This is a genomic window from Bradyrhizobium sp. P5_C12 (assembly GCF_054049735.1).
In genome coordinates this window covers 121,034-133,804 of record NZ_JBFULU010000020.1, presented here as the reverse complement: position 1 = coordinate 133,804, position 12,771 = coordinate 121,034, and the positions used below count along the sequence as shown (strand labels likewise).

The window sequence follows — 12,771 nt, the reverse complement described above, 5'->3', positions numbered from 1 at the left end:
GGTCGGCGGCGAGCGCCAGCACGATCGCCTCAGCGGCGCGGTTCTGCGCGAACACGGCGCCGGCGGCGATCGCAGGTCCGGAGTCGCGCCGCATCGGCTCGAGGATCACGTCGGCCTCGATGCCGATCTCGGCGAGCTGCTCCAGCACCATGAAGCGGTAGGACGCATTGGTGATGACGATCGGACGCTCGAACAGCGCGCCATCCGAGACGCGCAGCAGCGTGTCCTGGAAGGTCGAGCGGGTACCGAACAGCGGCAGGAACTGCTTCGGCCGCACCTCGCGCGAGGCCGGCCACAACCGCGTGCCGGCACCGCCGCACATGATCAGGGGGATAATGCGTTTGTCCATCGTCATCTCAAACCTTGAAGTAGTCGCGATACCAGGTGACAAAATTGCGGACCCCGTGCTCGATCGGCGTCGACGGTGCAAAGCCGGTGTCACGCATCAGATCCTCGACATCCGCGAACGTTTCCAGCACGTCTCCAGGCTGCATTGGCAGCAGCTCTTTGTTCGCCGTCCGGCCCAGCTCCCGCTCCAGGAGAGCGACGACGTGCATCAGCTCTTCGGGATGGTTGTTGCCGACATTGTAGACCTTAGACGGCGCATTTGCGGCGGCCGGATCGTCCGCGGGCACCCGGTCGATCAGCTTGGATACTACACGAGTCACGTCGTCAATATAGGTGAAGTCGCGACGCATCCTGCCATGGTTAAAGAGCCGGATCGGCCTGCCCGCCATGATGGCGTTCACGAACAGAAACATCGCCATATCGGGCCGTCCCCACGGACCGTATATGGTAAAGAAGCGCAAGGCCGTGACCGGCAGCCGGTACAGATGACTGTAGGACTGCGCCATCAGCTCGTTCGCCTTCTTGGTCGCGGCGTAGAGACTCACGGGATGATCGGTCCGGTCCTGCACGGCGAATGGCAGTTTGGTGTTGGCACCATAAACGGAGGATGACGACGCGTAGACGAGATGACGACAGCCGTTATTCCGGCAGCCCTCGAGCACGTTGAGAAAGCCCTCGAGATTGCAATCGGCGTAGCTGTGCGGATGGTCGATCGAGTAGCGCACGCCGGCCTGGGCTGCGAGATGCACGACTTTGGCAAATCGATGTCGCGCAAACAACGCCGCGATCGTCGCGCGGTCGGCGAGATCGGCCTGCACGAAGGAGAAGCGGGCATCGTTCCGCAACAGCTCCAGGCGCGCCTGTTTCAGCGCCGGATCATAATAGCTGTTGAGATTGTCGAGCCCGACGACGGGCCGGCCTTCGCCCATGAGCTGCCGGGCGACGTGAAAGCCGATGAAGCCGGCGGCACCCGTGACCAAAATCGCCTGATCCGTCATCCTGTTCCCAAGGAATCCTTCGCCCACGACGGGCGCCCGTCTCGCTGCCGCGTCGAGGGGGATCGCAACATCCCGCGGCGGTTCATGCAAGCTCCCTTCACGACAGCTATTGCAAGATCGACGCCAAAACCATACCAAAGCGGCCGAATTCGGCGCCTCGCGTCGGGTTGCCTCAAATCTTCGCAAACCCTGTTCATGCGGGCGAGATGCGCCGAATCCTGCTGTCGACGGCCAAAATCCTGATTTCCGCGGCGCTGCTCTATCTGGCGCTGCGCAAGGTGGATCTGTCCGAACTGTTTTCGCGCTTCACCGTGACCAGCCTGTTCTGGATCGGCGTGGCGATCGCGATCACGTTCCTGCAAATCTTCGTCGGCGCGCTGCGCTGGCGCGAGATCAGCGCCGAATGCGGCGCACCGATCGAGCTCGGCCGCGCCATGCGCTACAACGTGATCGGGTCGTTCTTCAATCAGACCCTGCCGTCGGCGATCGGCGGCGATGCGGTCCGGCTGTGGCTGGTCGCGCGCGCCGGCGCTGGATGGCGCGCTGCGACCTACTCGATCTTCGTCGACCGCGCGATCGGCTTGATTGCGCTTGCGATCATCATCGTCGCGAGCCTGCCTTGGAGCTACAGCCTCATCACCGATCCGCACGGGCGCTCGGCGCTGCTGCTGATCGATCTTGCGGCACTCGCGGGCGGCCTCGGCTTCCTGGTGTTCGGCGCGCTGAAATGGCCCTGGCTGAAGACCTGGTGGGCCACGCATCACATCCACGCCTGTGCCGTGATCGCGAACCGCGTGATCTTCAGCCGCTCGCGCGGGCCGGCCGTCGCGATCCTGTCGCTGATCGTGCATGTGCTGGCCGTCGTCGTCGCCTGGTGCGTGGTGCAGTCGATCGCCGCCCCGGTCAGCTTCGGCGACGTCTTCCTGCTGGTACCGCCGGTGATGCTGATCACGATGATGCCGATCTCGATCGCCGGCTGGGGCGTGCGTGAAGCCACCATGGGCCTGGCGTTCGGCTTCGCGGGACTTGCCGTGCACGAGGGCGTCAACGTCTCGCTGCTGTTCGGCGCCGTGTTCTTCATCGTCGGCGCGATCGGCGGACTGGTCTGGATCCTCAGCGCCGAGAAAGCCGCGCAAGGGTCGGCGCCGCTCGGGGTGCCGGAGTGAGTTCGGCCGCCGCCGTCGCACCGTCGCTGCTTGCCGTCGCGATCGCCGCGCTGATTTCGGCCCTCATCACCTGGACCAGCCGTCCCCTGCTGCAGCGCTACGCGCTGGCGCGGCCGAATGCGCGATCCTCGCATCGCATCCCGACCCCGCAGGGCGCGGGCATCGCGGTGATATCAGCGACGCTGCTGGTTGCTTCGATCTGGGCGGCCTGGGCCGGCGTCGCGATCCCGCCGGCGCTGGTGGGCGCGACGGTGCTCATCGCGCTGGTCGGATTTGCCGACGACATCATGTCGCTGCCGGTGCTGGTGCGACTCGCGCTGCAAGCTGCTGCCGTCGGTGCGGTGGTGTTCACCTCGCCCGAGACCGCGCGCGTCGTCCCGGCCCTGCCGCTGGGGCTGGAGCGCGGCCTCATCCTGCTCGCGGGCGTCTGGTTCGTGAACCTCGTCAACTTCATGGACGGGCTCGACCTGATGACGGTGGCCGAAGTGGTGCCGGTCTCCGCGGCGCTCCTGCTGCTGGGATGGCTCGGCGAACTGTCCTGGCCGGCCGTCCTCATCGCCGCGACGCTGTGCGGCGCCATGCTCGGCTTTGCGCCGTTCAACCGGCCGGCCGCAAAGGTGTTCCTGGGCGACGTCGGCAGCCTGCCGATCGGCCTCCTGCTCGGCTGGTGCCTGCTGGAGCTCGCCTGGCACGGACAGCCGGCCGCAGCGCTGCTGCTGCCCGCTTACTATCTCGCGGATTCCACCATCACGCTGCTCCGTCGCATCGCGCGGCGCGAACAATTCTGGTCGGCGCACCGCACGCATTTCTACCAGCGCGCCACCGATAACGGTTTCACCGTACCCCGCGTGATCGGCGAGGTGTTCGCGCTCAATCTCGGGCTTGCGCTGCTCGCCATCGTCACCATTCGCGCCGGGTCGATGGCGGTCACGATGCTCGCGCTGCTGGCAGGCGCGATCGCGGTCGGCTTCGTGCTGCGGCGGTTCTCGCGCCCTCAGGTGTCCTGAGCCGACAGTGCGAGCCGCAAGCCCTCGTCGAGGGTGACCTCCGGCTGCCACCCGGTCGCCAGCGCCTTGGAGACGTTGAGCTCGAGCGAGCCGATCAGGCTGTCATGGGTATCGCGCCGGCCCATCACGCCAAGCAGCGTGCCGAGCAGCTCCGGCGGCAAGCCGAACAACCGCGGGCTCTTGCCGGATGCCTTGGCCAGGCGCTCGATGAATTCGGGCGTCGAGACCTGCTCCCTGTCGGCCACCAGAAAGATCTCGAAATTGCTGGCGGGGTCGGGATGGGCGAGCCGGCGCAGGATGAACGACGACAGGTTCTGCACCGCGAGGAAGGCGCGGTGATTGCGGATCGCGGCAAAGGGCAGCGGCAGGCCCAGATTCACCGCACGCGTCAGCAGCGCAAAATTGCCCTTGGCTCCCGCACCATAGACCAGCGGCGGCCTGATCACCGAGATCTTCATGTCGGTGCCGCGCGCCAGCGTCCTCAAGCCCGCCTCGGCCGCCGCCTTGGACATGCCATAGAGGCCGCGCGGCGTCAGGATGTCGTCCTCGCTGAACGGCGCACGGCCCTCGTTGCTGCGGCCATGCACGAGGACCGTGCTGACGAAGATGAACTGGCGCACACCGGCCGTCGCCGCGCTGCGCGCCAGGTGCAGCGTGCCGGCGATGTTGACGTTGCGGTAGAGCTGGACCGCATGCTCCTCGTGCTTGTGATGCACCCGGGCGGCGAGATGGACCACGGCGTCGACGCCATCGAGCGCGGCCTGCCAATCGGTCTCGGGGCCGATCGCTTCAATGACGACCTCCTCACCGATGCCCTCCGGACTGCGCACCGCGCGGCGGACCGACCATCCCTCCCGCGCCAGCGCAGGCACGACATGACGGCCGACGAAGCCGCTCGCTCCCGTCACCAGCACGACCGGTTTTCGTTCGCTCATCGTTGCTCCGCCAATTCGGGGTTGCGCAACAATTCGTCGACCAGGGCGGCATAGGCGTTCATCGCGGTGACGCGATCGAATTTCGACGCCGCCTTCACCGCGCGCTCGGCCATGGCGCCGTCGCAGGACACGGACGCCGTACGGATCGCCTCGGCCAGCCGATCGGCACGGCCCGGCGGCACGACCCAGCCGAGCCCGTTTTCCACCACCGTCAGCGCGGCCTCGGCTTCCGGCTCGGAGACCAGCACGACCGGACGGCCGACCGCCAGCAGATTATAGAACCGGCTCGGCACCGACACCCCGGCAACGTCCTTTCGGTACGGAATGATCCAGAGGTCGGCAGCGGTCAGGAACGCCTCGAGCTCCGCATCCTCGACGCGCGCCACGAAGGAAACATTGGGCAGGCTCATAGCCGCCTGCAACTGCTTCAACCGGTCGAAGCCGATGCCCCAGCCGGACAGCAGGAAGTGAATGTCGCCCTCGTCCTTCAGCAGGCGCGCCGCCTCGAACACGATCTCCGGATCATGGGTGAAACCGAGATTGCCGGACAGGCCGACGACGAAGCGGGCCGCCAGCGCCTTGCGAAACGGATTGTCCGCTGTCACCGGCCGCGGCCCGGGCACCAGCGTCGCCCAGTTCGGGATGAAGCGGATCTTGTTCCGCGTCATGCCCCGATAGCTCAGCAGCGGCCGTTCCGCGTCGCGGCCGATGGTGATGACGGCATTGAGCGCGCGGAACATCAAGGCGTTGGCGGCCCGCATCGTCCGGGTCACGATCGAACCGGGCTTCAGAATCCCCGCCGTCACGAGCACGTCCGGGAAGAGGTCGTGCAGGATCAGCGCCGAGCGGGCGCGCTTCAGCCTTGCGGCCGCCGCGACCGCGTAAGGCAGCATGAACGGCGCGGTGACGGTGACCACGACGTCGCCGGGCCGGAGCTCCCGTATCAACGCCAGGAACGTGCGCGCCGCGAACAGCAGTTCGGCCGCGCCGCGCCGCACCAGCGCCGCCTTGCCGGTCATGCGGTTCTTGATGGCGACGATGCGCGGCTTGCCCGGGCCGGTCTGCGACGCCGGCAACGCGCCGGGTGAGCCCGACAGCACGACGACCTCGTGCCCCGTGGCGAGGCGGCAGGCGATCTCGGCCATGATCGCCGCCGTCGTGCTCGGATCCGGTGGATAATGCTGGCTCGCAACGACGATCTTGCCGGGAGGCTGCATGGTCAGGCCGCGGTCGATCCGAATTCCGGGACCGCATCCTTCAGGATGGTCCTGATGGTGGCGCGATCGTCCCGCGCGATCGCCTGCTCCAGCGCCGTGATCCATTTGCGCAGGGTCTGCATCGGCGGCTCGTTCGGCTGCGCGGCCATGATGCCGGCAACACCGATCTCGCGGGTCGGCTCCTCGGAGGCGAACAGGATCTCGTGCAGGCGCTCGCCCGGCCGCATGCCCGTGAACACGATCTCGATGTCGTAGCCGGGCTGAAGGCCGGACAGGCGGATCATGCGTTCGGCGAGATCGACGATCTTGACCGGCTGGCCCATGTTGAGGACGTAGACCGACACGTCCGAACGCACCGTTCCGAGCGCGTGCGTCGCTGCCGTGATCACGAGGTCGCAGGCCTCGCGGATGGTCATGAAGTAGCGGACCATGTCGGGATGCGTGACCGTCACCGGGCCGCCGGCCTCGATCTGGGCCTTGAACTTCGGCACCACCGAGCCGTTCGACGCCAGCACATTGCCGAACCGGACCGAGATCAGGCGCATCGGCGGCTTGCCGCCGCCGCTGCCTGCCGCAAGATCGTGATCGAGCGCCTGGCAATACATCTCCGCGAAGCGCTTGGTCAGGCCGAGCATCGACACCGGCTCGATCGCCTTGTCGGTCGAGATCATCACCATGGCTTCGGCGCCGGCACTGAGCGCGGCATCGGCGACGTTGATCGAACCGAAGATGTTGGTCTTGACCCCCTCGCTCCAGTCGCGCTCGAGGATCGGCACGTGCTTGAGGGCCGCGGCATGGAATACGATGTCGGGCTTGAACTCGGCCATCAGTCGCATCATGCGCTCGCGGTCGCGGATGTCGGCGATCCGCCCCTCGATCGCGGCTTCCGTGCCATCCGCCGTGAGCGCTTCCGTGACCGCGTAGAGCGCCGGCTCGGAATTCTCCAGGATCAGGAGGCGCGCGGCACCGAAGGCGACGATGCGCTCGCAGATCTCGGACCCGATCGAGCCGCCGCCGCCGGTGACGATCACCGCCTTGCCCTTGATCAGGGCTTCGAGGCGCGCATAGTCGATCGTCTCGCTCGGCCGCAGCAGGAGATCCTCGACTGCGACAGCGGTCAGCCGCGGCGTATCGCCACTCTCGAGCGACGGCATGCGATTGACGATCACGCCCAGCTTGCGTGCCCGCATCAGGATCGATTCCGGGTGCGCCTCCGGCTCGAACGCCGACGGCGTCATGATGAGGCGCGCAATCGGCTTGTTGCGCTTGGCGAAGTCGGCGATGACATCCTCGATGTCGTCGATGCCGCCCAGCACCGGCACGTTGCGGATCAGCTGGCCGCGATCGGAGCTCGACGGCGACAGCACGCCGATCGGCCAGATACGCTTGATCGCCCCGCTCTCGATGCCGCGCAAGAGCACCTCGGCATCCGCGGCACGGCCGATCAGCAGCGTCGGCGCTGCATCCTCGGTCCTGGCGTGGCGCCGCACCCGCGTATAGCGGAAGTAGCGATAGGTCATGCGCGCCGCGCTGAGAAAGGAGATTTCGAGGAACCAGTAGAGGACGATCGTCACCTTGCCGAGGAAGAAGGCACCGCGGACGTTGGGGGCGACGAAGATGTAGTCGAGCGCGAGCAGCGCAACCGTCAGCACGGTCGCGACGCGAATGATGTTCAGCGCGTCGGGCAGCGAGATGAAGCGCCATTTCGTCGTGGTCAGGTTGAAGACGAAGAATACGACCACGGCGAAGGCGAGGAAGTAGGGCAGGATCTGGAACAGCAGTGGCAACCGGTCGTAGAAGCCGTCGCCGCCCTCGAAACGCAGATAGAAGGCGGCGAACAACGCCGCCGTGGTCGCCAGGAGGTCGTGGAGCGCGATCAGGAAATTGCGCAAGGTGAGATGCGAAAGACGCGTCATCCGCCGACCGATGAATATCCGATTGAGTGCAACCTGATCGCGCTGATAGCCCATCTCGGCAAGAACTGCCAGCACAAGACTTGCCATAAGACTGGCCGGCCGCGCGGCCGTTCAGGAACCGGCTTCCCCCGTCTTCGGCCTGGCCTGTTGTGCCCGGATCACCATGCCGCCGGCAACGCCGACGCCGATGACGTACATCCAGCCCTCGTGGAAGTCGAACAGATGGGAGTTGAACAGCGAGGTGAAGACGTTCTGGACCACGACCAGGAGGCCCACCCAATTGGCAAGTCCGTCGCCGCGGTACAAGAGGAGATGCAGGATCCAGATCGCGTAGAGAACGACGATGCCGATGGCGCCCCATTGCACGGCGACGTTCAGCGTCTGGTTATGCGGATTGCCGATCACCTCGCTGGAGGCCTGATATTGGCCGCCGGGCGTCGCGACCCGCTCGAACAATCCGCGCGTTGCGCCGGTGCCATGCCCGATGATCGGCGCCTCCACGAAGAAGCCGAGGGATTTCCGCCAGAATTCGAGTCGCAGGCCAAGCGAGCTCGGCTCGCCCTTCTCCATGTAGCGCGTGTAGTCGCTGGCAAAGGTGTCGGCGGTCTTGCGCAATTGCGGCGAGGCCTGCCAGGCGAGAACGGCACCCGCGAGCAGAACGGCGGCGATGATCGCGATGCTGCGCCATCTCAGATGAAGCAGCGCGAACACGCCGAACATGATCGGAACGGTGACGAGCGCGGTGCGGGATACCACCACGAAGACCATGTTGACGAAGAAGCTCAGCGCCAGCGCCGTGAGCACCCCCGCGAACCAGTAGCGCTTCTCGCGCAGCAGCAGCACGATTGGATAGGCGAGCGCGACCGCGCACAGCGTGAATTCCTGGCTCTGGTCGATGTAGTTCTTGACGAAGATGCCGCGCTCGAGGTGGTCCGGCTTCAACGTCAAGTTGGGATAGAAGGCGACCAGCCAGGACATCACCGACAACAGCGCGCAGGACACCAGGAAGGCGATGAACACCCAGTGTCCGCGCGGCGAGCGCGCGAAATGGTAGAGCAGGACGGGAAGGACGAGCAGCTTGATGGTCGGATTGAGCGCATAAACGCGCGCGCCCCAGGCCGCGTCCGACCACAGCGTCCCCACCAGCGCGAGCAGGACCAGGGCGATCGGCGCCAGGCAGATCGGACGCGTCAGCGATCGCAGGAAGGCGCCGACGTCGAGGAACGGCACCATGCAGACCAGCAACAGGGCGTTGAAGATCCCTGCGAGCGAGGTCGACCACGGCAGCGAGGCCGCGGTCAGCACCGCGAAGATATCGACCGCCTCGCCCCAGGCCGTAGGACTGCGCATGCGCCGCCACAGCATCGCGCCGGTGGTTTCCCGGGCGATTGCCGTCACTTGTCCCCTCCCCGGGCGCGATGGACCAGCGCCGTCGTGCTGAACCCCTGGAGAATGTCGACCAGCACGACCGTGCCGCCCGCGGCCTCCACGACCTCGTGGCCGACCACCTGCTCGCGGGTGTAGTCGCCGCCCTTCACCAGTGCGCTGGGCTTGATCCGGGTGATCAGGTCGATCGGCGTGTCCTCCTCGAAGATGACGACGAGATCGACGGCTTCGAGCGCCGCCAGCACCTCGGCGCGCGCGCGCTCGTCCTGGACCGGACGGTCCGCGCCCTTCAGCCGCCGCACCGAGGCGTCGCTGTTGAGGCCCACGATCAGGCGATCGCAGGCACCGCGCGCCGCGGTCAGCACCTTGACGTGGCCGGGATGCAGGATGTCGAAGCAGCCATTGGTGAAACCGACCCGCAAGCCCTGCCGGCGCCATTCGGCGAGCTGCGCTTCGAGCGCGCCGGCCTCGAGCACGATCTTCTCTTCGGCCGCGAGATAGGCATGCGGCAGGATCTTTCGCCGCAACTCGGCAGCGGTCACGCTGGCCGTGCCCTGCTTGCCGACGGCGACCGCGGCCGCCGCATTGGCGATGCGCAGGGCCGTATCCCAATCCGCGCCCGCCGCGAGCGACACCGAAAGCGCTGCGGCGACGGTATCGCCGGCGCCGGAGACGTCGCGCACTTTCACGGGGAAAGCTGGAACATGGACGGCATCGCCATTGCGCGGCACCAGCGTCATGCCGTGCTCGCCTTGGGTCACCAGGATCGCCTCGCAATCGGCGAGCCGCATCACGTCCTCGGTGGCATCGACGATGCTTTGCGTGGTGTCGGCGCGGCTGCGGGTGGCTTCCGAAAATTCCTTGCGGTTGGGCGTGAGCAGCGTGGCACCGCGATAGATCGCCCAGTTGAGGCTCTTGGGATCGACGATCACGGGCTTGCCGAGCTTTCGCGCGGCGTCGATGGTGTGGCGGATCACGCGCGCGGTCAGCACGCCCTTGGCGTAGTCGGACAGCAGCACGATATCGGCGCGCGCGATCTGCGGCAGGATCGCCTCGATCAGCTTGGTCTCGACGTCATCGGAGGCAGGCACCGCCTGCTCCCAGTCCGCGCGCAACATGTGGGTGGAGAAATGCTCGGAGACGAAACGGACTTTTCGCGTGGTCGGCCGCGACGGATCACACACCAGCACGCTGTCGATGCCGGCTTGCTCCGCAAGCGCGGYCGCGAGCCGCCTGCCCGCATCGTCATCGCCGACAAGACCGACGAAGATGCAGCGGGCGCCGAGGGAGGCGACATTGCGCGCGACGTTGCCGGCACCGCCGATATGGGTCTCGCTGCGTTGGGCGGTGATGACAGGCGCCGGCGCTTCCGGCGAGATCCGCGACACCTCGCCATAGACGAACTCGTCCAGCATGATGTCGCCGATGCACAGCAGCGTGCGGCGCGCGATGTCTTGCGCGAGCGCATCGAAATCGAGAATGGGGGTCGCCATGATCCAAAAACCTCAGCGGAAGCGGTCGGGCCGGTCGAGATAATCCCCGACATAGGCCTTCACCGCATCCTCGAGCGTCGTGAAGCCGCCATTATAGCCGGCACGGTGGAGACGATCGACCTTGCTCTGGGTGAAGTATTGATAGCTGCCGCGGATCGTCTCGGGCATGTCGATGTATTCGATGTTGGGCCTGCTGCCGAGTGCTGCGTAAGCCGCGAGCATCAGGTCCTTGAAGCTGCGCGCCTTGCCGGTGCCGACATTGAACAGGCCGGACACCGAGGGCGTCGCCAGCAGCCACATGACGACGCGCACGACGTCGTCGACATAGATGAAATCGCGGCGCTGATCGCCGTCGGCGACGCCCTCGCGATGCGACTTGAACAGTTGCACGGCGCGGCCCGCCTTGACGTCGTCGAAGCGGCGCGCCAGCACGCTCATCATCGTGCCCTTGTGGTATTCGTTGGGGCCGAACACGTTGAAGAATTTCAGGCCTGCCCATTGCGGCGGCAGCTTGTCGCCGCGCGCGACGCGCTCGGCGACCGCGAGATCGAACAGATGCTTGCTCCAGCCGTAGAGATTCATCGGCCGCAACGTCTTCAGCGCAGGCAACGAGGCATCGTCGTCAAAGCCTTCCGCGCCGTCGCCATAGGTCGCCGCCGAGGACGCGTAGATCAACGGCACCGCATTGGCCGTGCACCAGTCCAGGAGGCGCATCGACAGGCGGAAATTGGTTTCGATCACGAGATCGCCGTCGGTCGCGGTGGTCTCGGAAATCGCCCCGAGATGGATCACGGCCTCGAGCTTGCGGCCGTTCAGCCAGTCGAGCAGTTCGGCCGGCGGAACGATATCCACAAGCTGCCGCTTGGCGAGATTGCGCCATTTTCCGTCGCTGCCGAGCAGGTCACACACCACGACGTCGCTGCGGCCGGCCTCGTTCAGCGCGGCGACGACATTCGATCCGATAAAACCGGCCCCGCCGGTCACCAGCAACATTCCAAAATCCCTGCCCGAATTTTCGCGGTCCGACACCTGCCCCTGCCGTAGCGCATCATCTGCCAAAGTGTAAGCATTTTGGGACCGCTCCTCAGCCGGCTTTACCTGCCGGCCCGGAGCGGGTAACCGAACCGCCACATCAGCCCCCTTCGGTCCTTTTAACGAATGAACCAAGATTCGCAACTTAGTGGAGATACAGATCGGAGCGACACAAGCCCGATCCTGATCGTTCCCTATATGTGGATCGGCGATTTCGTCCGGAATCACACCGTGGTCCGGGTCCTGAAGGAGCGCTGGCCGAACCGGCCGATCGATCTTTTGACCACGTCGCTGTGCGCGCCGCTGGTGGATTACATGCCCGGCGTTCGCCAGGGGATCGTCTGGGACCTGCCGCGCAGCCGGCTTGCCGTGGGCCGCCAGTTCGGCCTGGCGACGCTCCTGCGCCAGCGGAACTATGGCACCGCCCTGGTGCTGCCCCGGACCTGGAAGGCCGCCATTGCACCGGCGCTGGCCGGCATCCCGGAGCGGGTCGGTTTCGTCGGCGAGTTCCGGTTCGGCCTGCTCAACCGCTGGCGCTGGGGCGAGAAAAAGCTGCCCCGCTTCATCGACAAGAACGCCGCGCTGGCCCAGCCCGATGGCGCCCCCCTGCCTCCGGAGTGGCCCGTGCCGCAATTGCGGGTCCCGGCCGAGGAGATCGTGCGCTGGCGGCAGGCCAATGGCGTGAGCGCAGGAGCGGCGGTGGCGCTCGCGCCCGGCTCGGTCGGCGTCTCAAAGCGCTGGACCTACTATCCGGAGGCCGCCCGGCTGCTGGCCGAGCGCGGGCTGGAGGTCTGGGTGGTCGGCGGCCCCGGGGAAAAGGACCTCGCCCAGGAAATCGTCGCCGCGGGCGGCCCGGGCGTGCGGGACCTGACCGGCAACGACCTGCGCAACGGCGTCATGGCCATGGCGGCGGCGGGCGTCGCGATCTCGAACGATTCCGGCCTGATGCACATCGCAGCCGCACTCGGCACCCCCACCATGGGCATCTTCGGCCCGACCAGCCCCTATCTCTGGGCCCCCCTCAACGGCCTCGCCGCGACGGTGGTCCAGGACAGGAGCGTGCTCACCTGCCAGCCCTGCCAGAGCACGATCTGCAAGATGAACGACCACCGCTGCATGCGGGATATCGCAGCCTCCGAGGTCGTGGCGATCGCGCAGCGGGTGCTCGGAGCGTGAACTCATTGACGCTATGAGTGCGCGCTCTGATCGGGCAATCGTCGGCGAATCCAACAGCCGGGATCCCCAGCGGGGCGCCGCCCCGCAAACCACGTCA

11 protein-coding genes are annotated in these 12,771 nt (G+C 66.5%); 3 read left to right on the top strand and 8 right to left on the bottom strand.

What is annotated here, in order from left to right; all coding sequences use genetic code 11:
• On the bottom strand, positions 1–349 hold a 349-nt coding region (locus ACXJMY_RS19665), incomplete at its 3' end, for a sugar phosphate nucleotidyltransferase (RefSeq protein ID WP_456620991.1).
• 7 nt (positions 350–356) lie between these two features.
• Positions 357–1,346 carry an SDR family NAD(P)-dependent oxidoreductase gene (locus ACXJMY_RS19660; protein ID WP_456620998.1) on the bottom strand — a complete coding sequence of 330 codons (990 nt, stop codon included), beginning with the start codon at positions 1,344–1,346 and terminating at the stop codon, positions 357–359.
• Between the two features lie 206 nt (positions 1,347–1,552).
• Between ACXJMY_RS19660 and ACXJMY_RS19655 the strand changes: the two genes are divergently transcribed.
• Both ACXJMY_RS19655 and ACXJMY_RS19650 read left to right on the top strand, forming a co-directional pair.
• The gene (locus tag ACXJMY_RS19655) at positions 1,553–2,512 is read left to right on the top strand and encodes a lysylphosphatidylglycerol synthase transmembrane domain-containing protein (RefSeq protein WP_456620990.1); all 960 of its coding nucleotides are present in this window, start codon (positions 1,553–1,555) and stop codon (positions 2,510–2,512) included.
• On the top strand, positions 2,509–3,519 hold the full coding sequence (locus tag ACXJMY_RS19650; RefSeq protein ID WP_456620989.1) for an MraY family glycosyltransferase: 1,011 nt from the start codon (positions 2,509–2,511) through the stop codon (positions 3,517–3,519). Before ACXJMY_RS19655 ends, ACXJMY_RS19650 begins: the two co-directional genes overlap by 4 nt.
• On the opposite strand, the gene ACXJMY_RS19645 is transcribed toward ACXJMY_RS19650, so the two are convergent.
• The 6 genes from ACXJMY_RS19645 to rfaD form a co-directional block, all read right to left on the bottom strand.
• Positions 3,507–4,454 carry an NAD-dependent epimerase/dehydratase family protein gene (locus ACXJMY_RS19645; RefSeq protein WP_456620988.1) on the bottom strand — a complete coding sequence of 316 codons (948 nt, stop codon included), beginning with the start codon at positions 4,452–4,454 and terminating at the stop codon, positions 3,507–3,509. The genes ACXJMY_RS19650 and ACXJMY_RS19645 overlap by 13 nt on opposite strands.
• Positions 4,451–5,671 (bottom strand): glycosyltransferase family 4 protein, encoded by a 1,221-nt coding sequence (locus ACXJMY_RS19640; RefSeq protein ID WP_456620987.1) that lies wholly within the window; start codon positions 5,669–5,671, stop codon positions 4,451–4,453. The genes ACXJMY_RS19645 and ACXJMY_RS19640 overlap by 4 nt, the downstream gene beginning before the upstream one ends.
• Before the next feature lie 2 nt (positions 5,672–5,673).
• Positions 5,674–7,587 carry an SDR family NAD(P)-dependent oxidoreductase gene (locus tag ACXJMY_RS19635; protein ID WP_456620997.1) on the bottom strand — a complete coding sequence of 638 codons (1,914 nt, stop codon included), beginning with the start codon at positions 7,585–7,587 and terminating at the stop codon, positions 5,674–5,676.
• Positions 7,588–7,698: 111 nt separating this feature from the next.
• Entirely contained in the window at positions 7,699–8,985 is a 1,287-nt protein-coding gene (locus ACXJMY_RS19630) for an O-antigen ligase family protein (protein WP_456620986.1), read from the bottom strand.
• On the bottom strand, positions 8,982–10,454 hold the full coding sequence (gene rfaE1, locus ACXJMY_RS19625; RefSeq protein WP_456620996.1) for a D-glycero-beta-D-manno-heptose-7-phosphate kinase: 1,473 nt from the start codon (positions 10,452–10,454) through the stop codon (positions 8,982–8,984). Before rfaE1 ends, ACXJMY_RS19630 begins: the two co-directional genes overlap by 4 nt.
• A gap of 24 nt (positions 10,455–10,478) precedes the next feature.
• On the bottom strand, positions 10,479–11,459 hold the full coding sequence (gene rfaD / locus ACXJMY_RS19620) for an ADP-glyceromanno-heptose 6-epimerase (protein ID WP_456620985.1): 981 nt from the start codon (positions 11,457–11,459) through the stop codon (positions 10,479–10,481).
• Between the two features lie 165 nt (positions 11,460–11,624).
• Here rfaD and waaF point away from each other — a divergent pair, with 165 nt between their 5' ends.
• The gene (gene waaF / locus ACXJMY_RS19615; RefSeq protein WP_456620984.1) at positions 11,625–12,674 is read left to right on the top strand and encodes a lipopolysaccharide heptosyltransferase II; all 1,050 of its coding nucleotides are present in this window, start codon (positions 11,625–11,627) and stop codon (positions 12,672–12,674) included.
• Positions 12,675–12,771: the final 97 nt, after the last annotated feature.